This window comes from Mucilaginibacter sp. cycad4, from assembly GCF_034263275.1.
Lineage (GTDB): Bacteria > Bacteroidota > Bacteroidia > Sphingobacteriales > Sphingobacteriaceae > Mucilaginibacter.
The window spans coordinates 5,341,112-5,367,083 of sequence record NZ_CP139559.1; the positions used below are offsets into that span (position 1 = coordinate 5,341,112).

The following is a 25,972-nucleotide window of genomic DNA, read 5'->3' on the forward strand; positions in this document are numbered from 1 at the left end:
TAAAAAATGTCAATGTTTTCAACCGCGTCATTGCGAGGAACGAAGCAATCCCCGATTAGCAAAGCGGCTGTGTAAGTCTGCCCTATATAGTTTGAGATTGCTTCGTTCCTCGCAATGACGTTTTTTTATTAAAACATTATAACTTCTTGATCTTAATATTCCTGTACCATACATCAGCACCATGATCCTGCAGCACAATATGGCCGGTTTTAAATGTTCCGAAATCGGGCCATTCTTTGAACTTGCTGCCTGCAACCAGCTTTTTCCAGTTATCATCCCATAGGGTTGTTGATAACACATGCTCACCGTTAATGGTGAAATCAAGCTTGCTGTTGTTACAAACAATCTCTACCTGGTTCCATTCGCCGGCAGGTTTAACTACTTCTTTTGATATCGAGATCAGGTCATACAGATCACCTGCGCGGTGTTTGATGAGTTTGCCATCCTCGTTCTCCTTGTTGTCAACAACCTGGCATTCGGGGCCGGTAAAATAGCTGTACTTGTATTTGGTGGTATCTTCCTTAACATGGAACAGGATGCCGCTGTTCCCGCCTTTGGAGATCCTCCATTCCAGCTTAAGGTCAAAGTTCCCGTATTCCTCGTTGCTTACCATATCACCGCCGTTCTTGCTTTGCCAGTCGCCTTTTTGCGATGCGTCGAGGTGCAGTACACCATCTTCGGCTTTCCAGGCCGAACCCGGTGCCGGTTTACCGTAGGCATGCCAGCCATTGGTAGTTTTACCATCAAACAAAGGTTCAAACGCCAAGGCTGTGCTATCCTTTTTTTGATTGGTATCAGCAACACTGGTACTGTCGTTATTATAGTTTTTTGGGGTGGACGAATGGCAGCCGCTTATGACTATGGCTGTTAGTGCTATTAAAAATAACTTGTTCATTGGTGCTATGTTTAATTAGTAAGTTTTAAAGATTTCCCTTTTTAAATTCGCCCACAGCGTAAGTAGCAGCGCGGGCGGTTAATGCCATATACAATATCGACGGGCTCTGATTACCTGTAGAAGTCATGCAGGCACCATCGGTAACAAACACATTTTTACATAAGTGCAGCTGGTTCCACTGGTTAAGCAGCGATGTTTTGGGGTCTTTTCCCATCCGCACTCCTCCCATTTCATGAATATCCAAACCAGGTGCCTGTTTGTTTTCGTGCTTTTGAATATTGGTGCAGCCGGCTTTTTCAAACATAGCTGCAGTCTGGGTTAAAAAGTCCCGGATCATGCGCTCATCATTATCATCATACTCAACCGAAGTAATCAGCAGCGGAATCCCCCATTGATCTTTTTGTTCTTTACTTAAACGTACATGGTTACTTTCCTTGGGTATGGTTTCGCCCTGCAGGTACATGTAAGCACTCCATCCACCCGGTTCAGTAAGCGAATCTTTGTAAGCCCCTCCTACCTCGCCTTTGGCAGTTTCTTTTGGTCCCCGGTTACGGTAGGCCCCCATAAACGTGGTGAAGCCGCCTTTGTAATCGGTTTCCTGTTTGTGCAGGTTACGATAATTGGCCAGGATCAGTTCTGTTGGATTACGGCCGAAATAGTAGCGGTCTAAAAAGCCATCCATATCGGCCGTTACCGATGCCCGGTAATTTTGAAAGGCGATGTATTTACCCAACAAACCATTATCGTTACCAAGCCCGTTCGGGAACCGGCCCGAGGTTGAGTTAAGCAGTACCAGGTTAGTATTCAATGCCGAAGCATTCATAAAAATAATGCGCGCTTTGTAAATGAGCTCCTGTTTGGTATTGGTATCTATAACTTTTACCCCGGTAGCTTTTCCCAGTTTTTCATCATAAATAATAGAATGAACAACCGAAAATGGCCGTATGGTAAGGTTACCCGTTTTTTTGGCCCAGGGCAACGTTGAGCTTACCGAACTAAAATAACCACCGAAGGGGCAGCCGCGCATACACAGGTTGCGCGCCATACATTTAACCCTGCCCTGATCAATGTGGATCTGCTTCGGCTCGGTGATATGCGCCCAGCGGGCATGCACCAGGTGCCTGTCGGGATAGTTTTCCTTTATTTTTTTGCTGATGTGTTCCTGTACCGCGTTCATATCAAAGGGTGGCAAAAACTCGCCGTCGGGCATAGCTTCAATACCATCCTTATTACCGCAAACGCCTATAAACTTTTCTACATGTGAGTACCATGGCGCTACATCATCATAACTAATAGGCCACTCAATGCCATAACCAAAACGTGCCGGGTTTTCAAACTCATACTTACTCCAGCGCTGGCAGGCCCTTCCCCAGGTAAGCGATTTACCGCCAACCTGGTAGCCACGAATCCAGTCGAAAGGTTTTTCCTGTATATAGGGGTGATCCTTGTCCTTTACAAAAAAATGTGCATCATCCTCACCATAACCAGCCGCCCGGCTTATCAGCGGATTTTCATCCAGGAAGGCCTTAGTCATAGCGCCCCGGTGCTTAAACTCCCAGGGATCCATGGTTGCGGTGGGGTAATCTTTGATGTGCTGAACAGCCCGGCCCCTCTCCAGCACAAGGGTTTTCAAACCCTGCTCACAAAGCTCCTTAGCCGCCCATCCTCCGCTGATTCCTGAGCCTATTACAATAGCATCATAAGTAAACTGACCGGTAGTATTTTTAGGTTCGTCAGGCATGGGTACAATTTGTTATGGTTAATAAACTGTTTAATTGGCAATAGGTTTTAGTCAAAGCTAAAAGCACAATGCTAAAGGCCTAAAGCTTTTGGCTTTCAGCTTTTTGCTCTAAGATTTAAGCTCATCACATCATCATAACAGTTTTTATACTGTTAAGCTCAACTGTGCCGCTGCGGCTTCATCCAAAAACACCTGCGCATATTGCAGCGTTTTAAATATCGAAGCTGGTATATCATTGGTAACACATCCCTGCAATGCCTGGGCTATTATAGGTGCTTTTTTAGTCCCGCTGGCTATCAGTACCGGCACGGAAGCCTCGGCCAGGTGCCTTAAACCAAGCGTAATGCCTTCGGTTAAAACAGTATCCGTAGTAAAATATTTTTGAGCAACTTCAATGGTAATAGGCGCCAGGGGCGAGTGATGAGCATACGAATGAAAATCGGCACCAGGTTCATTAAGACCAATGTGACCATTAAGCCCCACACCAACCACCATCATATCCAGGCCGCCAAGCTTATCAATATGTTTATTCATGGCCTGGCATTCGGCGTCCAGGTCATCAGCAACGGCATTAAAAAACTTCGCTTTATTGGGGGAAATATTAAGCGGCGTAAAAAAATGTTTTTCGAGGAAGTAGGTACAGCTGCCATCATTAGTACGGTCGAGGCCCACCCATTCATCCAGGCCAACAAAATTGGTTTGGCTAAAATCAACAAGGCCATGGTTTGCATATTGAACCAGGTAGCTGAGCAAACCGGTTGGTGAATCACCGGAAGGGAAGCAGATCAATGCATCTGGCTTTTGGTTAACCAGGGTAACTACCAGGTCGGCCACCGCTTTCGACATGGTATTGTAATCAGGATATGTATGTAGTTTCATTTGCTATTTATTATTGAGCCAAAGATTTACCGGTTTATCAACCTTTGCTGAAAAGGGCAGCTCAATTTTTTTGCCGGCACCGGCCGATGCATAGGCAGCGTAGATGAGCTCGAGCACCGCCCTGCCATCCTCGCCAGTTACCAGTGGAGTCTTATTATTTTGTACACAGTCAATAAAATGTTTTAGCTCATGCGGATAGCCCTGGTTAAAGGCTTCCTCAAAAATGGTAAAGCTCCAGCCTTGTGTGGTGTCTGATTTTTCCATAGCGTAACCATAGCCATCGCGGCTGTACGTGACTGCTGCATTGCCCATAAATAAATCGGCATAAATAACACCGCCAAGGCCATGGATCTCGCAGCGATCATCCATGCCGCCATGTTTGGCCCAGCTATTTTCGGCAACGGCGGTTACGCCGTTCTCAAACTCCACAATAATTACCGAATTATCTTCGCCTTTGGTGCGCCCTTTATGCAACACTGTGCTCATACTGGCGTAAACACTTTTAGGTTTAGCATTATTAAGCATCCACCTAAACCAGCCTAACGCATGACAGCCCATATCCATGATTACCCCGCCGCCCGAAAAATTGATGTCATAAAACCAATCCGAATGAGGACCCGAATGTTTTTCACCCTGTTTCAGCATATAGATCTCGCCAACGGCACCTTCTTTTACCAGATGCCTTGCCCGTTCATATTTTGGCGCGAAGCAAAGCTCTTCAGCATACATCAGCTTTACATTGTTGGCTTTGCATACGGCAATCATTTCGTCGGCCTCTTCAAGCGTAACAGCAAGCGGCTTTTCTATAATCACATGCTTGCCTGCTTTGGCTGCTTTGATGGTGGCTTCGGCATGGAGGTAATTGGGCAGACAGATATCCACCACTTCACAATCGGACTCGGCAAGGAGTTTATCAATATCATCGAACCATTGGCCTATGTTATATTTTTCGGCAAAGGCTTCGGCTTTTTCGGGGTTACGGGCGTAACAGGCCACAACATCGGCTTCGGGGATAAAGCGATGGTACGATTCCATGTGGATATCGGTAATAAAACCGGCACCCAGTATGGCTACTTTAGTCTTGTTCATAAAACGTATATATAATATAGCGCTGATAATTGGGGCAGCGCGCAGGATTTACCTGGTTTAGAATACCACTCAAGATTAGTGAATAATATTTAAAAATTGAAAACTTTTGGAAGATGTATACTTCGTCCCTATCATGACACAATAAAATAGTGGTCATGTTGAACTTGTTTCAACACCCCATTTGCTAAGCCGCTTGCTAATCAAATCGCATACCTATCCTGTGGGGTGCTGAAACAAGTTCAGCATGACGGGTAGAGATATCTTTTCACCCTAAAAGTTAGCCGGGTTAAAAAATTTGAAATGATGGCAATTGTTTTATTAACGTATTCTTTCCTACCCCTCCATGATATGTTTCTTAATAAACTCGATGGTTGATTCGGGCAGAGCATTGCCGCTGGCCTGGGTAAGGCTGCCGTCGGGCTGCAATTCCAGCTCGGCATTAATGTTGTTATCTATAAAAACATGAAGCTTGTTCTGTTCTTTTTCAACGCGGCAGGTAAGCTCACGTTCTGAATAATTGATCAGGAATTCGTACTTCCCGTCTTTGGCTGCCGGTGTGGTGTCTTTTTGATCGATCATGGCGGTTTGTTTATGGAGATAACACGCCACGATAAATGATGTTTACTTTATCGGCAAATAAAACAGTTGTTTAAACATACTTTAAAAAAGAGGCAGAAAAAAAAGAGATAGCCCGCCGGCTGTCTCTTTTTTAAATTTAAGTTGACTGACCTCATTATTTATCATAAAGAACTAATTGGTTAGAACGATAATAACAATTAGTCAAATATAAGCACTATAGAATTAGTAGACTAATTTTTTTGATAAAAAATGTTACTTTTTTTTCATTTTGGGTCAATTTTTCTTAACAGATGGCGTTTTGTTAACAGTACTGTCCTTTTTTTGCCCATTTTCGGGTGGTTTTGGCGTAAAATTCCTGATTGTCGTATCCTTTTTAAATTTTATCGCATTATTCTTCCCTGTATCAACTTTTAGGGTACTATCCTGCATATTTTTTGGCTCAGGCCCTTTCAGGCTGTCCGTCTTGAGATTTGTTCCCGGCTTAACAGTTCCGGGTTTAACTGGAGCATTTTTTGCCGGCGATTTGGTCGGCGCCGCTTTTTTACTATGCTTTTTAATGATATCTTCTTTTGAAGCAGGCCGCTCTTTAGGCTTCCACAAAAAGCCTTTCAGGATCTTATCGTCTTCCTTAACCTTTTCGATAGGGATATACCGGTTTTCGGGCTTGGTTAAAAAGTAAATATCCGTAGCCTGGTTCTTTTTAAAAACGGTACGGATCCTGCTGCTCAATGATCGCTGCATGCCCGAAACCTTGCCGCTGTCGCGCTGAAAATAAATGGTTTCGGCATTGCCAAACGTATACATCTGGTCAAGCTTATCATCCTTAAAATATCCCCGCATTTTTTTCCCAGACACCTGATTAAAATGCGTTGAGTCATCTTTTTCAATATTTACGATAAATGCAGAAGGGAACAATTCAATATTATCCAGCTTTTTACGGCGCATTTGCATGTATACGGTATCCCCGCTCAGCTGCGAACCCTGCGTCCAGATAATAGGGTTCACATACATGCGCATGGTAGAGTCGCTGTTGCTGTAAAATACCGAATCGGATTTGGCCTGCAGGTCGGATTTAAAGATCTTGACATGATGATGCCCGATAAGCATCCTCACACGCGCCGTATCCTTTATATTAACGGGATATTGTTTAAAAACCGGGTCGCGCTGCATCTGCTCACGGGCTATGCTATCCTGCTTTGCTTTTTTAATAGCCGCAAGTGCGTCCTTTTTTCGCTGCAACGAATCATTTACCGGTTTAGGTTTTCCAAAAAAATCCCGGTGAAAGTAGCTTGTGTCTTTGGGGACCTTGATATAATAAGCAGTCAAGAATTTCGACGATTTTTTATCCGCCGCCAGTTTGCGCTGCTTCAACGTAGTATCACGTAAGGTACGCTGGCGCTCCTGGTAAATTTTTTGATTTTTATAGGTCATGATCTGCGTTTCGATGGTATCGGCAGTCATGTATATCGAATCACGTTTGATGTGGCTGGTATCTTTTGAGGCCACAGTAGTTTTTATGGGGACAAGCTTTCCTGCTACTTTGGCAACTCCAGGCTTAATAGCATCGGCCACTCCGGCCAGGCTGCCTATGTTTTTTATATTCGCTTTATCCTTATTATTTTTTAATACCGGGGCCGCCGCCTTCAGCGCCGAATCGATCAGCTTTTCGTTCCCTTTTTTGGCCTGCGTTGCCGCTTTTATCAAAGCATCGGCATTGGCATCTTTATTATTTTTTAAAGCACCCTGTACCAGCGTAGTCGCCATATCAACATTGGCACTATCTTTTTTGCCTATAGCAAAGGGCTGCTTAATAGGCATAGTATTGGCCGGGGCCTTTCGGTTACTATCAGGTTTTATGGCATTGGCAATTTTGGTAAGATCGGTAACGTTTTTGACTGATGTTTTGGCGTTCTTGTTGTCGGCAGGTAACTGTTTAACTGTAGTATCGGTTTTACTGGTATCCTTTTGCTCGGAGATCAGTACCACATAAGCATTTTCGGTAACGACGGTTTTTTCTTCGACCCTATAGTAGGTGCCCAGGTCGCCTTTAATGGTTACTTTTTGTTCACGGTCTTCAAAGGTGATGTTCTTTACCGCGCGGCCGTACCCTTTCAGCTTATCATAAAAAAGGCTGTCTCCTTTTAATGATTTGGTGCCCTGCCTGTATGAGTTTTTCTTTCCGAAATAGGCCTGCTCAGTAACAGTATTATATAAGCCGTTCTCGGTATACAGGGTATCCTTATCCTTGGTACCGTAAATATTTGTTGGACCGAAAAAATAGGCAATACGCGTACCTGTATTGTACTTAAGGGTATCGTTTTTTATAAGGGCATCGGGCGTGGTTAGCACTACATCGTAACGGAAATAAGAATCGCGGCTGAAGGCAAAATAGTAGCCGTTTTTACTGGTAAGCACATTATCCTTGTTTACCAGCTTTCCGCCGCCGGTATAGGTGCCTATGCGGCTTGCTGTATTATAGGTAAGATAATTAGTGGTTAGCGTGGCATCACGGTCAACCATTTTAACGTTGTCAGTAAGGATGGCTGTTTTGGTATTACCATTGTAGTTCAGTTTATCCGAAAATATATTCAGCGTATCGCCCTGGTTTATATTTACGTTGCCAAAAGCGTCAAAAGCGTTTTCGTTGGGATAAAAGTACGCGCTATCCGACCGGAGGATGGAGTAATCCTGCTTAAATACACCTTTATATACCTTGATCAGCTGCCTGCCGTTAACCTTTGTGCCGGTGCTTCGTTCAGATTGTATCAGGTTTACAATTGATTTTTTTTGAGCCATAGCTGCAGTTGCTATCGCCAAAAACAAAAAGCATAAAACATATTTCCTCACAATGGCAAAATTAGTTTTTTGTTGGGGTTATTAAATTAATAATTTTGATGAATGCTGCCAGTTAATCAGTTTGTTAATTTTATTGAGCAAAACAGCTTATTTACACCATCTACCAAAATATTGGCAGCTGTAAGCGGCGGCATCGATTCGGTTTTAATGGTACACCTGCTTAAAGCCGCGGGTTATGATTTCGGCATTGCCCATTGTAACTTTCAGCTGCGCGGTGATGAAGCCCTGCGCGATCAGGCTTTTTGCCGCGATCTCGCCACAACCCTCGGCGCCCCCTTCCACACCGTTAACTTTAATACGGAACAATACGCCGCTGAAAACAAAATTTCGATCCAAATGGCAGCCCGCGATCTGCGTTACCAATGGTTTGATAATATCAATCAGCAATCAGGTTATGAGGTTGTTGCACTTGCTCACCACCAAAACGATACTATCGAAACAATATTGTTAAACCTTACCCGCGGCACCGGCATTGCCGGCTTGCATGGCATCTTACCTAAAAATGGCAAACTTGTGCGCCCCCTGCTGTTCTTGACCCGTGCCGGGATACAGACCATTGTTACTGCCGAAGGTTTAACTTTTGTGGAAGACAGCTCCAACGTTTCGGCTAAGTATGCCCGCAATAAGATCAGGCTGGAAGTTGTGCCCAAGCTGAAAGAACTGAACCCATCGCTCGAAAAAACTTTTGAAAACAACCTGCTCCATTTTCGCGATCTGGAGCTATTGCTTGAGATCAAACTTGACGAAATAAGACAAACGCTGCTGCAAATACGTGATGGGGTCACTTATCTGCACATTGCTGAAGTGAAAAAACTAAACCCCATACGGCTGCTCCTTTTTAAACTTTTGGAGGAGTATGGTTTTAACGATGCGACTATTGATGACCTCATCGCTTCGCTCGATAAACACGCTGGCCGGGTATTCGAGTCTGGAACACATACCTTATTCCTTGATCGCGATAATATTATCCTGAAACCAAAAACTACCGCTCCGCATGCCGAAGTTATTATCAATGCCACAGACCATGAAGCAAATTTTGGCGTTTATAAGCTTAACCTGCTGCATGATGATAGTCCGTTGATTATAAAAGATAACCCGCTGGCTGCGTCAATTGATGCAGATAAACTGATCTATCCGCTCAGGGTGCGTACCTGGCATGAGGGCGATCATTTTTTCCCTTTGGGAATGAAGGGCAAAAAAAAGTTGAGCGACTTTTTCATTAACCAAAAAGTGCCGCTGCACCAAAAGGAAGAAATCCCTGTACTTGTAAATGGCAACGGCGAAATTATGTGGATTGGCGGCTATCGCCCCGACGAAAGGTATAAAGTGAGTGATAACACTAAAAAAGTTACTATCTTCGAACTGTTTAAACTAACATGAGCGATAAATCCGTTTTTACTGAAAAGCAATACCTTGGCCGGGAATTTATACCGCTAACCATACGCCTGGTTTTAGCCATGTTCTGTTTTGCAGCCTACTTTTTTACCGACGAACGCGAGCGCAACGGCGATTTACTGGTTGTTGTAGGTTTTGCCATCATCATTATTTCCATTATCCTGGGGTTCCTGCTGCATTTTCGCACCCGTGTAGAAAACAAAAGCGTTACGCTCGACGGGCTGTGGACAACCAAACTGGTAAAAATAGATTTGAACAGTATTGTCAAAGTCGAAAAAGGCACCTACAGCCGCTATCTTTTCAACAACCCGGTTTATAACCTGCACACCAAAGGCACCATCCGCTTTTTTACTTCGGGCAACGAAGCCATCCACCTCACCGATCGTGATGGCCTGCTTTATATCATCGGCTCCAAACACCCTAATGAGTTTTTAAGGGCAATAAGGGAAGAGATGAAGAAATAACCACAATAATTCGTTTACATTCATATCATATGCCGTGGCTTATAAATTCAGGGGCATAAAATCAATGACCGATCTTGTAAACTGCCTTAATTATAAATTCCAAAAAGCTTTCTACCTGGCGTTTATCAGATTCTTCAACTCCTCAACAAAACTGGGCTCCGCAGGCTGATAAAAGTTTGACGAGATTATTTTAAAATTATCCAAAATAACGTATCGCGGAATGGATGATATATTTAACTGATGCACAATAGCTGATTTAGCGGCCTTGTTAAGGTGATAGTTGTTTATCCCAAGATACTTACTTTCGGCAAGGGAGGCAGTTTTCCAATATGCTTCTTTTTCATCGAGATTAACGGAAACAACTTCAACAGAATATCTTTTCAACACAGATCGTAAGCTATCCATCACAGGTAATTGGGCTCTGCATGGCGAACACCAACTTGCCCAAAAATCCAATATATAAAACTGTTTCTTTGATTTAATTAAGTTATTCAATGATAGTTTTTTCCCTTTTAAATTAACCAACATATCATTTGCAATAATCTTCTGGCCATCCAGCACGTTTCTTATAATACTGTCTAAGTGTATCAAATAGGCTGTGTTAGCCATCTTTTCCCGGTAGTCCTTCATGATTTCACCAAATTCCGCCCCTTTTTTAACCGGTGAATGGGTTAAACAAATACTTAAATAACTGGGTTTAAACCTGCCCAGATTAATAGCCGACGCTTCTTTATAAATAGTAATGCCATTAACGTAGTTGCCTCCTTTATTGATAATTCTGAGTCTTACATAGCCATCAATTACATTCAATAAATCTTGAGCTAAAAATAGGTGTGGGTCATTTAAAATATTTTCAATATCCGGGCTTAGCTTTGAAATTACAGGCAAAGCGGGTTCAAAGTATTTGCCTTTATCTTCATACAGCCAATCCAACAACCGTTTGTAATAATGTAGTTTACAATTGATTGTCATCTGTTTAAATGCTAATGAGTCTATTTGAAAATTAGCCAAAAGCCCTTTAATCCGATCTGTTTCCTGTTGAAACCTATTATTAAATTCAGTATAAAAAGATTCCCAAAGCTCTTTTTTGGAGAGCACTGCTCTGCCCCCGGACGATAAAGTATAGGTAGTGTAATACGAAATGGAATCGTTAGATAGCACGCTTCCTTTTTTACATCGTGTTGTATTTAGAGAAATCTGATTTGTTAATGATAAATTCAACGTATCCCCGGGTGATGCAAGAACCGAAAATTTGATTTCTTTTGTACCCTTATCTTTGCCAAACTCAAAAAAGCTCAATGTTAAAGCAACTGGAATATTAGTTGTTACCTCCCTTATAATTACAGTATCTGTTCCTCCGGGATTTATAAATTTGATCTGTTCTCTTTCCAGAAAAACATTCGTATATTCAAACATAAACTGCTCATGAGCTTTAAGGCTAAATGAGATGGTGGCTTTTGAGCCGTCTTTTAATTTTTGACTATAAATCGATTTGCTTTGATCAGGTCGAAATCCAGAAAGAGATAAAATAGCTATTGCAGATAGTAATAGCAGGTAAACAATTGCTTTAAGGTTCATAGGTTAGGTTTATATTAGGTTACAACTCAAATATAAACAGATTATTATCTCACTTGCAGCTTATCGGGTGTATATTATTAAAATATTCTACTACTCACTCTCCATTACCCGCATCAATTCCTCTATAAATAAAATAGCCGCACGTTTACGATAAACACCTTTTTGCCACAAGATATATGATTGCCGTTTGATCTCCTTTGATTCGATTGGGATGGCAGTAACTTTGTTCCAGCCGATGATTGCCTTTTCGTTCAGCACGGTAGCCCAGTGGCCATTTTCAACCAGGGCCAGCAGTGAATGCACGTCGTTGAGTTCTATCTTAATATTGGGGGTTATCTTTTTACGGTTAAATACTTCATTAATAAAATCGCGCGAACTGAAGCCTTTTCCCGGCAAGATCAGGTCGAGTTTCGCCAGCTCTTCCAGGCTTATCTTTTTGAGCTGGGCAAGGGAGCTATTTTTGGATACCACCATCACTACGCTTGAGTTGAATAACTCCTGCATTTCCAGGTCTTCATCGTCACTTTCATTATGAAAGGCGAGGATCATATCCAGCTCGGCCAGTCGCAATTTCTTTTCCAGGTCTTCCGGGCTCCCGTAAGTAATAAAGATCTTGATGCCCGGATATTTGGTGCTGAACGGAGCCAGCGCGGGTAATAATAAAGAAGTAAATGCATAGGAAACGCCCAGGTTCAGTACGCCGATGGTGGCATTCTGTAACTCGCTGATGGCTTGTTTGCTCCGTTGCACATCATTAAGGATCTTGCGGGCATGGGTTAAAAATATATATCCGGCTTCGGTTATACGCACATGCTTGCCTATCCTGTCGAACAGGAGCATCCCCAGCTCCTCTTCCAGCTGTTTAATTTGCTGCGAAAGCGTGCTTTGGGTAATGAACACGGCTGCCGCAGCCTCGGTAAAGTTCATAGTTTCGGCGGCTTTAACAAAGTATTGGAGTTGACGCAATTCCATAATCAATCGTTTTTACCTATCAATTCTATTAAAACAATCTATTTTACAAATGTATTGATATAGGCGATATTTGCAGCACAAACAGTTCCAATAGTCTTGTATTAAGTATTCCCCTGAAATTGTTTTGTTATGAATTGAACAAATGAATGTCTTTCGCTCTTTAAAGTACCGTAATTTTAAGCTGTTTTTTTACGGTCAGTCAATATCCCTCATTGGCACATGGATGCAAAAAACTGCAGTAAGCTGGCTGGTTTACCGCCTCACCGGTTCGGCCCTTTTATTAGGAATAGTAAGTTTTGTAAGCCTGATCCCATCCCTGATATTGGCCCCATATGCAGGCAGTATTGTCGACAGGCACAACCGTTACCGCATTTTGGTTATTACCCAGGTGGTATCCATGCTGCAGGCCGGCGCCTTTGCTTTCATGATCTTTTTCAAGATCTATAACATCCCCGCAATTATTGGTTTAAGCCTGTTGCAAGGCATTGTAAATGCTTTTGATGTTACCTGCCGCCAATCATTAATGGTAGATATGGTTGATGATAAGGCCGACCTGCCTAATGCCATCGCCCTCAATTCAACCATGACCAATTTGGCACGTATTGCGGGCCCGGCTATTGCGGGTATCGTATTGAGTGCCTTTGGTGAGGACGTTTGTTTCTTCGGTAACTTTTTGAGCTACATCCCGGTACTTGCCTGTTTATTTATGATGAAGTTGAACACCATAGTGCCCATACGTTCAGAAAAAAGCATCTGGACTGAATTACAGGAAGGCTTCAAATATGTATCAGGCGACAGCGACCTGAGCAGCATGATTCTGATGCTTACTGCAAGCAGCTTATTTGTTATTCCTTTTAATACGCTGATGCCCATCTTCGCAAAAGATATTTTTAATGGCAATGCCAAAACCTTCAGCTGGTTTGAGAGCGCCGCGGGTTTAGGTTCGGTGATAAGCGCGGTGTATTTGGCCAACTTAAAAACCAATAAAAACCTGGTAAAAATCATGTCTATCGCCAGTCTTATCTTCGGCACCAGTGTGTTGATGGTGGCTTATGCAGGGAAACTACCTTTTGCCTTAGTATTTATGGTGTTTACCGGCGTAGGCATGATGGCGCAAACATCGGCCATTAACACCTACATCCAAACCCACGCTATTCCGGCCATGAGGGCAAGGGCTATCAGTTATTATGTGATGGCTTACCAGGGCATGATCCCGGTAGGCAGTTTGATGGCAGGCTGGCTGGCCAATGAGCTTGGCCCACGCAGGGCCGTTTGCATTGAGGGGATCATCGGGGTGTTAGCCACCGCGTTATTTGTATTGTATAAAAGGAGGCAGGCGGCCGGGGAAAGTGTTGACGGCAAAGCGGTGTTGGCAAAGTAAACTTATTTCATCTATCTATATATAAATTAAGAAGCCCTTTCAAAACTGAAAGGGCTTCACTATAAAAGCGTCATTGCGAGGCACGAAGCAATCCCCGATTAGCAGAGCCACTCTGTATAGTTTGGGATTGCTTCGTGCCTTATAATGACGTGATCGTAAATGACTGATTGTTAAGTACTTTTTTTGGCGGTTTTATAACATGGGCGTTCCCGTTAGCTAACGGGCCGGGCTTTCCGTTACAAGTCCTCGCTTTGCCCACACACAAACCCGATGCACGCTCCGGGCTTTACACTGCAATCCCTAACGCGGCCTGCACACCATCCCTAAGTTATACTTTACACGTCATCACATTTTTTTTCAGGGTTTCCCTGATAGTTACTCTCAACGACGCTTTTTTTACCTTATTTATATTTTACATCTTCAAACCAATCTCTCTCAATCGCTCATCCAGATACTCACCTGCAGTAATATCTGCGTATAATTTAGGATGCTGCTCGTCAATACACGAATCGAGGCTGGTTAAATCCATATCTGATTTTGGGTGGAGGAAAAACGGCACCGAAAAACGTGAAAATTTCATCAACTCGCGCGGCGGGTTTACCACACGGTGAGTTGTTGATTTTAGTTTATTGTTGGTTAAACGCTGCAGCATATCGCCAACGTTAACTACCAGGTCTTCACCATATGCTTTAACCGGGAACCAGCTGTTATCCCGGGTTAACAGTTCGAGTCCGTCGGCACTGGCGCCTATTAATAAGGTAATGAGGTTGATATCTTCATGTGCACCGGCACGTACCGCATCATCAGGCACCGAGTCTGGGTCGGTTATCGGGAAATAATGCAGGGTGCGAAGTATGGAATTACCGTTATGGACTTTATCATCAAAATAGTTTTCGGGCAATTCAAGGTAAACGGCAATTGCACGGAGCAAATGTTTACCGGCAGCTTCCAGTTTTTTGTAAACTTCAATGGTGGTTGGGTTAAATTCGGGCAGCTCGTTAACGGTTACATTATCCGGGTACAGTGCTTTCAGTGCTTCATCATCAGTTACAGTTTGACCAATCTGCCAAAACTCTTTCAGATCGGGCGTTTTAAACCCTTTTGCGGTTTCTTTTCCTTTACCTGTATAGCCGCGCTGGCCGGCCAATCCAGGTATTTCATATTGCTGTTTTACCGCATCGGGTTGGGAAAAAAGAGCTTTCACCTGCTCATAAAGCTTATCTATCAGCTCTTTACTGAGGCCGTGATTAGTAATGGTAACAAAGCCGGTTTCGTTAAAAGCTTTGCCAATATCGTTTGAAAATTGCTTGCGTTCTTCGGCACTGCCATTTATATAGGTATTCAAATCCAGGCGTGGAATATTTACTGTGCTCATAGTTATTGTTTATAAAACAGGTAGCAAAATTATTTAATTTTTAAGCGTGGTACACAAGATAGCAATAAAATTTTATCCCCATAATTACACCGGCTTTGTTTGTAATAACGCTTTAAAACAATTTTAGCTTTAAACGTTTTATACTTCTGCCTGTCATATAATTAGCGACAGCAATATAACAGGCTTTTTTAAACACTATTATTATGAAATTCATCAATAAAATATGCGGTATCAGCTTAATAGCATTTTTGATAATGCTTGCCGCACCAAACATGAGTAAAGCCCAGGAAGGAGGCTATGTATCCGACCAGGAGTTTTACGACGAGCTTGATCCTTATGGCACCTGGGTTGACGACCCTCAATACGGTAATGTTTGGATCCCCGACGCAGACGACAATTTCAGACCATATGCAACCCGCGGTCACTGGGTTGTAACCGACTATGGCAATACCTGGGTATCTGATTATGAATGGGGTTGGGCCCCGTTTCATTACGGCAGGTGGCGTTATGATGATTATTATGGATGGGAATGGATCCCTGGCCATGAATGGGCACCCGCCTGGGTAAGCTGGAGGCATGGCGGTGGTTATTATGGCTGGGCACCTTTACAACCGGGCATCAGCATCAGCATATCTTTTGGCAATAGCTACCGTGTGCCTGATAATTACTGGGTTTGTGCACCGCAGGCCTATATCAACAGGCCAAACATCTATAACTATTATGTGCCGCAGACCCGCGTGGTAAATGTTATTCATCGTACTACCATTATTAACAACACTTATGTTAATAACAACCGTACTTATATAACCGGCCCAAGAGTTAACGAGATCAGGCGGGTTACCAATAACCGTAATGTGCGGGTTTACAATATTACCAATGTTAACCGGCCAAACGGAGGCGGCAGGATAGTTAATAATGCAGTAAACATTTATCGCCCCGAAGTAAGGAAAGCGCCGGATGCGCGCCCGGCGAGAGTGGTAAATGCTGCAGCTTACAGGCAGCAAAACCCCAATAATGGCATAGCGAACAGGCGAACCGGTAACGCAGGCATCAACCGTAACAACGCTGCCCGCTTAAGGGAAGTTGCCCGAAATGAAAAGCCTGACAATAAAGTAGTACAGGTTAATCATGAAAGGCCTGCTACCCGGCCGAACCCCGCTGCTAATGCCCGCCCCAATCAGCCCAATGCCAGGCCGGCAGGCGATAACCAACAGGCGCAGCGTCAGCAACAAGCACAACAACGCCAGCAGCAACAGCAAGCCCAAAGGCAACAACAGTTGGATCAAAGGCAAAAGGATCAAACCCAACGCCAGCAGCAGCAGCAAGCACAGCGTCAACAGCAATTGAAACAACGCCAGCAGCAGCAACGACCTCAAAACCAACAAGACCCGCAAGCGCAAAGACAGCAGCCAGCACAGCAACAGCAACGCCAGCAGCAACAAGCTCAAAGGCAACAGCAGCAGGAACAGCAACGCCAGCAGCAACAGGAACAGCAACGCCAGCAGCAACAGGCCCAGCGCCAACAGCAGCAGGAACAGCAACGCCAGCAGCAACAGGCCCAAAGGCAACAGCAGCAGGAACAGCAACGCCAGCAGCAGCAAGCCCAAAGGCAACAGCAGCAGGAACAGCAACGTCAGCAGCAACAGGCCCAACGCCAACAGCAGCAGGAACAGCAACGCCAGCAGCAGCAGGCTCAAAGGCAACAGCAGCAGGAACAGCAACGTCAGCAGCAACAGGCCCAAAGGCAACAGCAGCAGGAACAGCAACGTCAGCAGCAACAGGCCCAACGCCAACAGCAGCAGGAACAGCAACGCCAGCAGCAACAGGCACAACGCCAACAGCAGCAGGAACAGCAACGCCAGCAGCAACAGGCACAACGCCAACAGCAGCAGGAACAGCAACGTCAGCAGCAACAGGCCCAACGCCAGCAGCAGCAGGAACAGCAACGTCAGCGTCAGCAACAGCAACACCGCCCCGAAAACAATTAAATTATAACCGCTATAATAAACAGCACGTATAAAGCATTATATACGTGCTGTTTTATTTACAAGCTCACCGATTAAAAATGAAGAAACTCCTGCATATAAGTTATTTTATCGCCATACTCGCTCTTGTACCAGGCCCCGCTGCAAAAGCACAGGAAACTATAAGCAAGTCATCTACCCAAATCAACTTTATTGAAAACTCCTGGAACGAGGCCTTAAAGCAGGCTGCACGCCAAAACAAATATATTTTTGTTGATGCTTATGCCAGTTGGTGCGGTCCCTGCAAAATGCTTAAGGCCACCACATTTAAAAACAACAAAGTGGCCGATTTTTACAACGATAATTTTGTGAATGTAGCCATCGATATGGAAAAAGGACAAGGCCCGGCCCTGGCGACCGAATGGGGATTGCAGGCCTACCCTACCATGATCATATTTACCAGCAAAGGCAAGCCCGTATCAGGAACCGTAGGTTATATCAGGGCAAACGACCTGATTAAATTTGGCCGGCAGGCATTGAACAAATAGCTTTTATATGAAAGCTAAAAGCATAATACACAAAGCTTAAAACTAAATTGCTTTATGTGAAACTAATTAATAGAGCCTATATAAAGAACCGGTAGTAAATTGCTACCGGTTTTTTGTTTTATGGTTGCTATAATCAGTTGCGGCTAAAAGGCCTTCAGAAAAAATTCGGAATAATAAAAAAGGCCGAAACGCTCTCGCAGTTTTTCGGCCCTACATCTACCTATGAAAACAACCCTATGAGAAGGGTATTAATACTTATCCAAACCTGGTGCCAAATCAAAAAAGCGCTTTTAAGCCCCTATAAATAAGCTTTTTGAATCTATTAAATACCCTTCCTGTAGAAAGCACTCCCAAAATCGGGGATTATTAAGCTACTGTTATTAAAATATTCTTAATTAAAAAGCAATGAGATCAGGAGGAGATTGAAATTTTTGTTAAATAAAAAAGGCCGGACAACTCTCGCAGTTATTCCGGCCCTACATCTACCTATGAAAAACAACCCTTTGAGAAGGGTATTAAACCATATTCAAACGTGATGCCAATATTTAAAAACGGCTTTAAATGCCTAATTGGCAGCTTTTTAAAAAGCAAACCCTCCTCAATGTGTAGAAATGACACCCAAAACCGGGAATTAATTTCCCAATGGTTAATTTTGGCGGCCGCCATTTTAATTATCAGGCAATACAAACGTGTAATAAAAAAGGCCGGACAACTCTCGCAGTTGATCCGGCCCTACATCTACCTATGAAAAACAACCCTTTTTAGTAAGGGTATTAACTTTAATTCAAACCAGATGCCAAATGCGAAAACGCCTTGTAAGTCCTTAAAACGCACCTTTAAAGGCATATTGACTATAAAGTGTGTAAATACTTTCCGGGGAATGGTGGTATAATTTTCCCAAAAGTTAAACTTAATAAAGCTGATCAGTTAAACTACCTTACCTATCGTAACATACTTAGGATATATATTTTACGTAAGCTATTAGGGAAGAGGCCGGCATCAAATATTGGATATAAAAAAGGTCGAAATACTCTCGCAGTATTTCGACCCTACATCTACCTATGAAAAACAACCCTTTGAGAAGGGTAATAACATTTATTCAAACGAAATGCCAATTGATAAGCTGGCACTTATTCGCCTAAAAAACAGCTTTTTAATATTACCTAAACGTTAAACTGTAGATTTTTTCCCCAAACGAGGGTGCAATTTCCACACCTGGGGAAACAGATCAAAAAATCAAACAATTTTTAACATAAATGCTTAATCAAGAAACCATCCCATATAAACTTTGTTAAACCGATTATGGACTATAATGTATATTTACTGGCAACCGATCCTCAAAACCCCTGCAGGGATGTGATCCACTCCAGGGATACACGCCTCAAGGTAAAAGTTTACTGCCTTGATGAAGAACAATTTAGTCCGGATGATAACGAGATCCAGCTTTATGGCTATGCCGACCATAAGCTTTACGCTTTTGAAACGGTTAGTGTAGCTGCTGAAGACGCGCTGGATTTAGTAGGGGCCATACAATGGTATGCCCACTATATCGAATTTCCGGAAATGGAAATTCTCCCTGAAGACCCTCGCCCGCGTGCCCAGTACAGGGATGTTAAGTAGATTATAAAACACATTTCACTAAAAATCAACCAAGTACAAAAAATTCAAAATATTTTTTGAAGAATAAACATAAGACCCTATATTTGCAGTCCCAAAAGCAAGGGAGCTTAGCTCAGCTGGTTCAGAGCATCTGCCTTACAAGCAGAGGGTCACTGGTTCGAACCCAGTAGCTCCCACGAAAAAGCCTGACAGCAATGTTGGGCTTTTTTATACTTGCACTCTTCGCTAAATACTTCACAAAAGTATTTGCATTATATGGCAAAGTGATTTAACTTCGCCACTCGGTTTTACCAATTATAATGGTAAAATTAAAAATAAAGGGAGCTTAGCTCAGCTGGTTCAGAGCATCTGCCTTACAAGCAGAGGGTCACTGGTTCGAACCCAGTAGTTCCCACGAAAAAGCCTAACAGAAATGTTGGGCTTTTTTTATTTACAATTTCAAATTTCGCCCCGCAAAAAAGGGGCGGCCTCCGGCAGCCCCAAAACAATATCAAGAGCTTAAATTACGTATTCTCCTCTGCCAATACCGGAAAATAATCCGACAGAAAGTCACCATGATAGCTATCGCTTAAAATTCGCCATCTTTTAACACCTACCTTACCGGTGGTGAAAATATGGATCAATGATGCCGTTTGATTTCAAAGCTCTTAACCGCTTACACCATTGATAACCAGGAATGGAGATAACCACCTGCCTGGCGAAGGCACATCGGGTATCATCCCTAAAGCCCTTATGGCGAAAGGCCAGTGAAACCAGCGAGGTTGCTGTTAAAATTTTCAAAGGGGGCAGTTACCCGCAATGGTTTGCCCGAAGATGAAATGAACGCCTGCGTTACAGCGGGAAATCATGACGGACTTGTGCAATTGATAGGCCAGATAGCCAACCATCCCGAAAACAAAAATGGAACTGGTAATGAAACCGATACCTTAAAGTTTTTACAACCAGGGCCTGCCGCCCAGCCGGGCCGAAATTTCATTTTCCCGACGACCTGTTTTATTTTAGAAAAACCGGTTACACCTGCAATATTTTTAATTTTTTAGAAAAATTTAAACAAAAAACGATAGTTTTTAGTAATCTGTCGATTCATTTAATCTATTCGTCGGTTTTTTTTTGATTTTAATAATTCTTATAGTAGATTTGCAACTATTTCAATACAAGGTTACCACCTTGATTTGTGATAAGGTTTAGGTTTAAAGCCTCCAAGCAGCGAGTGCAAGGAGGCTTTTATTTTTAGCCTTATTCAAAACGCATCAACTAAAGTCTTAGTATTTAAATAAGCGAAGTCTGAAGTATTTCGCCGAAAATCGGAGAGTCGAAGTTTTGCTCTGCTTCTTAGATGTAAAACGCATGGCCGAAAACTTAAGACTAAAAATATAGTCCCAACTGAGAATTAAGAAACTTACATTACATATTGCCCGTTGTTGGTGTTGTCACCAACAACAACTTTTTGAACCCTCTTGCTTTTATGATATCTAAAAGCCGTGTCAAATACCGGGCGTAGAGTTGTTGGTGACAACACCAACAACGGCAGAGAATTTAGTCGGAAGTCTTATTTTTGACTTCTAACTTCGAGATCAGTGATTTATGATTCAAAATATGGTGATGGCTCCGGTTGAACAATGCTGTAATACCTATCCGGCTTTGAACTTAAGACTAACGACTTGAGGCTAAAGCAACGCTATTTATTTTCCTTCACCACATCAATGAGCCAGGTTACCAGGCCAATGAAACCGGCAATAAATAATCCTGCTCCTGCACCGCGCGCATAGTCATCCCATTTTTCACTGGGCCCGCTTGGAATGGCCATCCCTGCCGAAAACAGGATAATACCTATTAATAAAAGATAAACAGAGCGTTTTGCTTTATTTTTCATCGGCCTAAATTAAAAAAATCATTTTTTAATTCTGTATTTTTGCAACCTCTTAAAAACGAGGTGAAATAATAGATGTACAAGGAATATAAGCAGTTAAACTTATCGCAAACAGGCAAAGAGATACTGGACTTCTGGAAACAGAAAAATATCTTCGAAAAAAGCATCACCAGCCGTCCGGCAGGTAACCCTTATACTTTTTATGAAGGGCCGCCGAGCGCTAACGGTATGCCCGGTATTCACCACGTAATGGCGCGTTCCATTAAAGATATTTTTTGCCGTTACAAAACGCTTAAAGGCTACCAGGTAAAACGTAAAGGCGGCTGGGATACGCACGGCTTGCCTATTGAGCTTGCTGTTGAAAAAGCTTTGGGGATCACTAAAGATGATATCGGCAAAAAAATTAGCGTTAAAGATTATAACGATGCCTGCCGCAAGGAGGTAATGCGCTATACCGACGTTTGGAACGACCTGACCGAAAAAATGGGTTACTGGGTTGACCTGAACGATCCGTATATCACCTATAAAAACGAATACATTGAAAGCCTTTGGTGGATACTGAAGGAACTGCATAAAAAAGATATGCTGTACAAGGGTTACACCGTACAGCCATACTCACCAAAATCAGGTACCGGACTTAGCTCGCACGAGCTTAACCAACCAGGCACCTACAAAATGGTGAAGGATACTACCATAACCGCCCAGTTTAAAGTTAAACGCGACGGCGATTCGGAGTTTTTATTCAATGGTATAGATACCGAAGTATTTATCCTGGCCTGGACAACTACCCCGTGGACTTTGCCGTCAAACTGCGCCCTTGCTGTTGGCGAAGGCATTACCTATGCTAAGATCAGCACTTTCAATCCTTACACTTACCTGCCGGTTTGTGTAGTACTGGCTAAAGACCTGGTTAAGAAATATTTTAAAGCCGAAGGTGAAAATGCTTCGTTTGCCGATTACAAAGGTGGCGACAAGATCATCCCATGGAAAATTGAGGCCGAAGTAAAAGGCAATCAACTGGTGGGTATCCACTATGAGCAACTGATGCCTTATGTAACCAATGAAGATCTGGAGCAAAACGCTTTCCGCGTTATCCCCGCCGATTTTGTTACTACTGAAGATGGTACCGGTATAGTACACACCGCATCTGTTTTTGGTGCGGATGACTTCAGGGCCTGTAAGGAAAACAACGTACCATCGGTAATGGTAAAGGATGAAACAGGCAAGGATGTTCCGTTGGTGAACAAACAGGGCCGTTTTGTTGACGAGGTTACTGATTACGCAGGCCGCTACGTTAAAGAGGAATATTATACCGACGCAGAGCGTGCCGAAGAAGGTTTTAAACCAACCGACGTACTCATCTCTATCAAATTAAAAACCGAGAACCGCGCGTTCGACGTTAAAAAATACGAGCACAGCTACCCCCACTCATGGCGCAGCGACGAGCCGATATTATATTATCCGCTCGATAGCTGGTTTATCCGTACCACCGCGGTGAAGGATAAAATGGTGGAGCTGAACAAAACCATTAACTGGAAACCGGAATCAACCGGTACAGGCCGTTTTGGTAACTGGCTTGAAAATTTGGTCGACTGGAACCTTTCGCGTTCACGCTACTGGGGTACCCCGCTGCCTATCTGGCGCGAGGAAAACGGTGCCGAAGAGATCTGCATCGGTTCAATAGCCGAACTGAATGCCGAAATAGCAAAATCGATCAAAGCAGGTTTTATGCCAGAGGGCTTTGTGTTGGAGGATATGCACCGCCCTTATGTTGATGATGTAGTTTTAGTATCATCAACAGGTAATAAAATGTTGCGCGAACCCGATCTGATTGACGTTTGGTTTGATTCGGGTGCTATGCCTTATGCGCAATGGCATTTCCCGTTTGAAGGTCAGGAGGAATTTAAGAACGCTTACCCGGCCGATTTCATTGCCGAAGGCGTTGACCAAACCCGCGGCTGGTTTTTCACCCTGCACGCTATAGCTGTAATGTTAAGCGAAGCAAGTGATGAGGTAAAAGCTATCAATGAGCAGGTTGGCAATAAAGGCATTGCGTTTAAAAACGTGGTATCAAACGGCCTGGTGCTTGATAAAAACGGCAACAAAATGTCTAAGCGCTTAGGCAATGCCGTTGATCCGTTCGAAACCATCGAAAAATATGGGGCCGATGCGGCCCGCTGGTACATGATCAGCAATGCATCGCCATGGGATAACCTTAAATTTAACGAAGAAGGGATAGATGAAGTTAGGCGTAAGTTTTTTGGTACGCTGTACAATACCTATTCATTCTTCACCCTGTACGCCAATATTGATAAGTTCACTTACAGCGAAGCTGAGATAGAGATCAGCAAGCGCCCGGAGATCGACCGCTGGATTATATCGTTGTTAAACACCCTGGGCAAAGAAGTTGATGGTTATTATGCCGATTTTGAGCCTACCAAGGCTGCCCGCGCTATCCAGGAGTTTGTGGATGTACATTTCAGTAACTGGTTTATCCGTTTAAGCCGCCGCCGTTTCTGGAAATCTGATAACACAGAAGATAAGCTTTCGGCTTATCAAACATTATACACCTGCTTAATCACTATCAGCAAGCTGATGTCGCCCATTGCGCCGTTTTTTGCCGATAGGTTATATTGCGATCTGAACGCTGTTACCCGTAAGGAAGAATTTGAATCAGTACACCTGGCTTACTTTCCCGAGTACAACAGCGCATTGGTTGATGCTGAGCTGGAAGAGCGGATGCAATTAGCACAGGACGTTTCGTCGCTAACGCTTTCCCTGCGTAAAAAGGTGAATATCAATGTGCGCCAACCATTGAGTAAAATTTTATTGCCAATACTGGATAAAAGCTTTAAATTACACGTTGAGCAGGTTAAGGACCTGATTTTATCTGAAACCAACATCAAGGATATTGAGTATATTACCGATACCGCTGGTTTCATCAAAAAGAAAATAAAGCCAAACTTTAAGGCCTTAGGCCAAAAAGTGGGTAAGGATATGAAAGTTGTAGCCGAAGCCATCACAAATTTCACCCAGGATGACATAGCCGCTTTAGAAACCAACGGCAACATCCAGGTTCTTGATGGCAAATACGAAGTATTAGCTACCGACGTAGAGATCATAGCTGAAGATGTTCCCGGATGGCAGGTGGCAAATTTGGGAAAACTAACCGTGGCTTTAGATGTTACCATAACCAACGAATTAAAACAGGAGGGTATCTCGCGCGAGTTTATCAACCGTGTGCAAAATATACGTAAGACCAAAGGATTTGAAGTAACTGACAGGATAAACGTGCAGGTAAGCAGCACCCCGGCGATCAGAGAGGCCGTGGAAAACAATCTATCCTACATTTGCGCCGAAATTTTGGCCGACAGCATTACGTTTGTGAATAACCTTACCGGGGGCGAACCTGTTACAATTGACGAACAAGAAATATTGATTGCTATTAGTAAAGTATAATGAAACAAGAACAAGAAAAAACCAGATATTCTGAAGCTGACCTGCAGGAATTTAAAGGGATTATCCTGGATAAAATGCGCATAGCCCGCGAGGAATTAAACTCATTGGCTACGTCATTGAGTTCGCCTAATGCCAACGGCACTGATGATACCGCCGGTACTTACAAAACATTGGAGGATGGTTCGGCTACGCTTGAAAAAGAGCAGATAAACCAACTGGCCGCACGTCAGAAAAAATTTATTGAGCAGCTTGAAGCCGCGCTTGTGCGTATTGAAAATAAAACTTACGGTGTTTGCCGCGAAACAGGCAAGCTGATCCCGAAAGAGCGTTTACGTGCGGTGCCGCATACTACGCTTTCAATGGAAGCTAAATTAAAGCAATAAATGAAGGCCGCTTATACCAAACCTTTTTTAACTGCTGCCTTCATCATCCTTGCCGACCAGATTATTAAAACCTGGGTTCGCGCACATATGCAGCTCCAGGACGAAATTCGTTTCCTGGGAAGCAGGGGCATGCTGCACTACACCGAAAACAACGGTATGGCATTTGGTATGGAATGGGGCGGCGATGCGGGTAAACTGGCTTTAACGCTGTTTCGCATAGTTGCGGTTTGCGGTATAATTTACACCCTTATTTATTTAATTAAACACAAATACCACCGCGGGCTCATCATGAACGTGTCGCTCATTTTAGCCGGCGCCATGGGCAACATCATTGATTCAACCTTTTATGGTATAATGTATAAATACGCGCCTTTATTTCACGGCCGTGTGGTTGATATGTTTTACTTCCCGCTGCTGCGTGGTACTTACCCATCATGGTTTCCATTTTGGGCAGGCGAATCGTTCGAGTTTTTCAGGCCTGTATTTAACCTGGCCGATGCTTCTATCTGCGTAGGCGTAATTATGATACTGCTATACCAGAAACGCTATTTCAAACACGAAAAACCCGAAGTAGCCAGCCCCAACAGCGAAATGGTTGAAGAATAAAATTATTATAGACTATATATGAAAAGCCGCGATGAGCGGCTTTTTTTTGTTGTAAAAACAAAATTAACAACCCGGCCATGCTGAGTTATTAAACCCGGCGGCCTCTGAAGATAGCATGACATCTCTCTGTCGTCATGCCGAACTTGTTTCGGCACCTCACAAGAAAGGTAGACGGCTTGATTTGCAAGCGGCTTAGCGAAATGGGATGTTGAAACAAGTTCAACATGACCGTAATTTTTATTATGTCATGCTGAACTTGTTTCAGCACCCTACCTGCTAAGTATCAGCCCTATAAGCAAAGCGGACCTGCCAAATGGG

The 25,972-nt window shown here is 43.4% G+C and carries 20 protein-coding genes and 2 tRNA genes; 12 read left to right on the plus strand and 10 right to left on the minus strand.

Features of this window, described 5'->3' with window-relative positions:
- Positions 1 to 136: 136 nt before the first annotated feature.
- The 6 genes from SNE26_RS21680 to SNE26_RS21705 all read right to left on the minus strand — a co-directional run bounded on the left by SNE26_RS21680 (position 137) and on the right by SNE26_RS21705 (position 7,979).
- The gene (locus SNE26_RS21680) at positions 137 to 895 is read right to left on the minus strand and encodes a DUF1080 domain-containing protein (RefSeq protein ID WP_321555973.1); all 759 of its coding nucleotides are present in this window, start codon (positions 893 to 895) and stop codon (positions 137 to 139) included.
- A 25-nt stretch (positions 896 to 920) separates the two neighbouring features.
- Positions 921 to 2,636 (minus strand): GMC family oxidoreductase, encoded by a 1,716-nt coding sequence (locus SNE26_RS21685; protein ID WP_321555974.1) that lies wholly within the window; start codon positions 2,634 to 2,636, stop codon positions 921 to 923.
- Between the two features lie 144 nt (positions 2,637 to 2,780).
- A complete protein-coding gene (locus SNE26_RS21690) occupies positions 2,781 to 3,515 on the minus strand; it encodes a glucosamine-6-phosphate deaminase (RefSeq protein WP_321555975.1) in 735 nt (244 codons plus the stop codon).
- A gap of 3 nt (positions 3,516 to 3,518) precedes the next feature.
- Positions 3,519 to 4,604: a Gfo/Idh/MocA family oxidoreductase gene (locus tag SNE26_RS21695; protein ID WP_321555976.1), complete on the minus strand. Its 1,086-nt coding sequence runs from the start codon at positions 4,602 to 4,604 to the stop codon at positions 3,519 to 3,521.
- A gap of 333 nt (positions 4,605 to 4,937) precedes the next feature.
- Complete coding sequence (locus SNE26_RS21700; protein ID WP_091216455.1) at positions 4,938 to 5,183, minus strand: hypothetical protein; 246 nt, start codon at positions 5,181 to 5,183, stop codon at positions 4,938 to 4,940.
- 273 nt (positions 5,184 to 5,456) lie between these two features.
- Positions 5,457 to 7,979: an OstA-like protein gene (locus SNE26_RS21705; RefSeq protein WP_321555977.1), complete on the minus strand. Its 2,523-nt coding sequence runs from the start codon at positions 7,977 to 7,979 to the stop codon at positions 5,457 to 5,459.
- Positions 7,980 to 8,081: 102 nt separating this feature from the next.
- On the opposite strand from SNE26_RS21705, the gene tilS reads away from it, so the two are divergent.
- Both tilS and SNE26_RS21715 read left to right on the plus strand, forming a co-directional pair.
- Positions 8,082 to 9,419 (plus strand): tRNA lysidine(34) synthetase TilS, encoded by a 1,338-nt coding sequence (gene tilS / locus SNE26_RS21710; RefSeq protein ID WP_321555978.1) that lies wholly within the window; start codon positions 8,082 to 8,084, stop codon positions 9,417 to 9,419.
- Complete coding sequence (locus tag SNE26_RS21715) at positions 9,416 to 9,898, plus strand: hypothetical protein (protein WP_321555979.1); 483 nt, start codon at positions 9,416 to 9,418, stop codon at positions 9,896 to 9,898. The genes tilS and SNE26_RS21715 overlap by 4 nt, the downstream gene beginning before the upstream one ends.
- A 111-nt stretch (positions 9,899 to 10,009) precedes the next feature.
- Here SNE26_RS21715 and SNE26_RS21720 read toward each other — a convergent pair whose 3' ends face one another.
- Positions 10,010 to 11,476 carry a TlpA disulfide reductase family protein gene (locus SNE26_RS21720; RefSeq protein WP_321555980.1) on the minus strand — a complete coding sequence of 489 codons (1,467 nt, stop codon included), beginning with the start codon at positions 11,474 to 11,476 and terminating at the stop codon, positions 10,010 to 10,012.
- A gap of 90 nt (positions 11,477 to 11,566) precedes the next feature.
- Positions 11,567 to 12,448 (minus strand): LysR substrate-binding domain-containing protein, encoded by an 882-nt coding sequence (locus SNE26_RS21725; RefSeq protein ID WP_321555981.1) that lies wholly within the window; start codon positions 12,446 to 12,448, stop codon positions 11,567 to 11,569.
- A gap of 142 nt (positions 12,449 to 12,590) precedes the next feature.
- On the opposite strand from SNE26_RS21725, the gene SNE26_RS21730 reads away from it, so the two are divergent.
- Positions 12,591 to 13,829, plus strand: a complete 1,239-nt coding sequence (locus SNE26_RS21730) for an MFS transporter (RefSeq protein ID WP_321555982.1) — start codon at positions 12,591 to 12,593, stop codon at positions 13,827 to 13,829.
- Between the two features lie 412 nt (positions 13,830 to 14,241).
- On the opposite strand, the gene SNE26_RS21735 is transcribed toward SNE26_RS21730, so the two are convergent.
- Positions 14,242 to 15,204 (minus strand): 2-oxoglutarate and iron-dependent oxygenase domain-containing protein, encoded by a 963-nt coding sequence (locus SNE26_RS21735; protein WP_321555983.1) that lies wholly within the window; start codon positions 15,202 to 15,204, stop codon positions 14,242 to 14,244.
- A gap of 203 nt (positions 15,205 to 15,407) precedes the next feature.
- Between SNE26_RS21735 and SNE26_RS21740 the strand changes: the two genes are divergently transcribed.
- From SNE26_RS21740 to SNE26_RS21765, 6 genes are all read left to right on the plus strand, one after another.
- Positions 15,408 to 17,192 carry a DUF6600 domain-containing protein gene (locus SNE26_RS21740; protein ID WP_321555984.1) on the plus strand — a complete coding sequence of 595 codons (1,785 nt, stop codon included), beginning with the start codon at positions 15,408 to 15,410 and terminating at the stop codon, positions 17,190 to 17,192.
- Between the two features lie 77 nt (positions 17,193 to 17,269).
- Positions 17,270 to 17,716: a thioredoxin domain-containing protein gene (locus tag SNE26_RS21745; protein WP_321555985.1), complete on the plus strand. Its 447-nt coding sequence runs from the start codon at positions 17,270 to 17,272 to the stop codon at positions 17,714 to 17,716.
- A gap of 1,302 nt (positions 17,717 to 19,018) precedes the next feature.
- Positions 19,019 to 19,336: a hypothetical protein gene (locus SNE26_RS21750; protein WP_321555986.1), complete on the plus strand. Its 318-nt coding sequence runs from the start codon at positions 19,019 to 19,021 to the stop codon at positions 19,334 to 19,336.
- Positions 19,337 to 19,437: 101 nt separating this feature from the next.
- Positions 19,438 to 19,512, plus strand: a tRNA-Val gene (locus SNE26_RS21755).
- A gap of 143 nt (positions 19,513 to 19,655) precedes the next feature.
- A tRNA-Val gene (locus SNE26_RS21760) sits at positions 19,656 to 19,730 on the plus strand.
- 352 nt (positions 19,731 to 20,082) lie between these two features.
- The gene (locus tag SNE26_RS21765; RefSeq protein ID WP_321555987.1) at positions 20,083 to 20,376 is read left to right on the plus strand and encodes a hypothetical protein; all 294 of its coding nucleotides are present in this window, start codon (positions 20,083 to 20,085) and stop codon (positions 20,374 to 20,376) included.
- A gap of 638 nt (positions 20,377 to 21,014) precedes the next feature.
- On the opposite strand, the gene SNE26_RS21770 is transcribed toward SNE26_RS21765, so the two are convergent.
- The gene (locus tag SNE26_RS21770; RefSeq protein WP_110584045.1) at positions 21,015 to 21,209 is read right to left on the minus strand and encodes a hypothetical protein; all 195 of its coding nucleotides are present in this window, start codon (positions 21,207 to 21,209) and stop codon (positions 21,015 to 21,017) included.
- Between the two features lie 72 nt (positions 21,210 to 21,281).
- Here SNE26_RS21770 and ileS point away from each other — a divergent pair, with 72 nt between their 5' ends.
- The 3 genes from ileS to SNE26_RS21785 are packed head-to-tail and all read left to right on the plus strand — an operon-like array spanning position 21,282 to position 25,654.
- The gene (gene ileS / locus SNE26_RS21775; RefSeq protein ID WP_321555988.1) at positions 21,282 to 24,665 is read left to right on the plus strand and encodes an isoleucine--tRNA ligase; all 3,384 of its coding nucleotides are present in this window, start codon (positions 21,282 to 21,284) and stop codon (positions 24,663 to 24,665) included.
- Complete coding sequence (locus tag SNE26_RS21780; protein ID WP_090533802.1) at positions 24,665 to 25,048, plus strand: TraR/DksA C4-type zinc finger protein; 384 nt, start codon at positions 24,665 to 24,667, stop codon at positions 25,046 to 25,048. The genes ileS and SNE26_RS21780 overlap by 1 nt, the downstream gene beginning before the upstream one ends.
- Complete coding sequence (locus SNE26_RS21785) at positions 25,049 to 25,654, plus strand: lipoprotein signal peptidase (protein WP_321555989.1); 606 nt, start codon at positions 25,049 to 25,051, stop codon at positions 25,652 to 25,654.
- The last annotated feature ends 318 nt before the right edge of the window (positions 25,655 to 25,972 follow it).

Coding starts and splice junctions, on each gene's coding strand:
- SNE26_RS21680 (WP_321555973.1), bottom strand. CDS start 895: ATGAACAAGTTATTTTTAATAGCACTAACAGCCATAGTCATAAGCGGC.
- SNE26_RS21685 (WP_321555974.1), bottom strand. CDS start 2,636: ATGCCTGACGAACCTAAAAATACTACCGGTCAGTTTACTTATGATGCT.
- SNE26_RS21690 (WP_321555975.1), bottom strand. CDS start 3,515: ATGAAACTACATACATATCCTGATTACAATACCATGTCGAAAGCGGTG.
- SNE26_RS21695 (WP_321555976.1), bottom strand. CDS start 4,604: ATGAACAAGACTAAAGTAGCCATACTGGGTGCCGGTTTTATTACCGAT.
- SNE26_RS21700 (WP_091216455.1), bottom strand. CDS start 5,183: ATGATCGATCAAAAAGACACCACACCGGCAGCCAAAGACGGGAAGTAC.
- SNE26_RS21705 (WP_321555977.1), bottom strand. CDS start 7,979: ATGGCTCAAAAAAAATCAATTGTAAACCTGATACAATCTGAACGAAGC.
- tilS (WP_321555978.1), top strand. CDS start 8,082: ATGCTGCCAGTTAATCAGTTTGTTAATTTTATTGAGCAAAACAGCTTA.
- SNE26_RS21715 (WP_321555979.1), top strand. CDS start 9,416: ATGAGCGATAAATCCGTTTTTACTGAAAAGCAATACCTTGGCCGGGAA.
- SNE26_RS21720 (WP_321555980.1), bottom strand. CDS start 11,476: ATGAACCTTAAAGCAATTGTTTACCTGCTATTACTATCTGCAATAGCT.
- SNE26_RS21725 (WP_321555981.1), bottom strand. CDS start 12,448: ATGGAATTGCGTCAACTCCAATACTTTGTTAAAGCCGCCGAAACTATG.
- SNE26_RS21730 (WP_321555982.1), top strand. CDS start 12,591: ATGAATGTCTTTCGCTCTTTAAAGTACCGTAATTTTAAGCTGTTTTTT.
- SNE26_RS21735 (WP_321555983.1), bottom strand. CDS start 15,204: ATGAGCACAGTAAATATTCCACGCCTGGATTTGAATACCTATATAAAT.
- SNE26_RS21740 (WP_321555984.1), top strand. CDS start 15,408: ATGAAATTCATCAATAAAATATGCGGTATCAGCTTAATAGCATTTTTG.
- SNE26_RS21745 (WP_321555985.1), top strand. CDS start 17,270: ATGAAGAAACTCCTGCATATAAGTTATTTTATCGCCATACTCGCTCTT.
- SNE26_RS21750 (WP_321555986.1), top strand. CDS start 19,019: ATGGACTATAATGTATATTTACTGGCAACCGATCCTCAAAACCCCTGC.
- SNE26_RS21770 (WP_110584045.1), bottom strand. CDS start 21,209: ATGAAAAATAAAGCAAAACGCTCTGTTTATCTTTTATTAATAGGTATT.
- ileS (WP_321555988.1), top strand. CDS start 21,282: ATGTACAAGGAATATAAGCAGTTAAACTTATCGCAAACAGGCAAAGAG.
- SNE26_RS21780 (WP_090533802.1), top strand. CDS start 24,665: ATGAAACAAGAACAAGAAAAAACCAGATATTCTGAAGCTGACCTGCAG.
- SNE26_RS21785 (WP_321555989.1), top strand. CDS start 25,049: ATGAAGGCCGCTTATACCAAACCTTTTTTAACTGCTGCCTTCATCATC.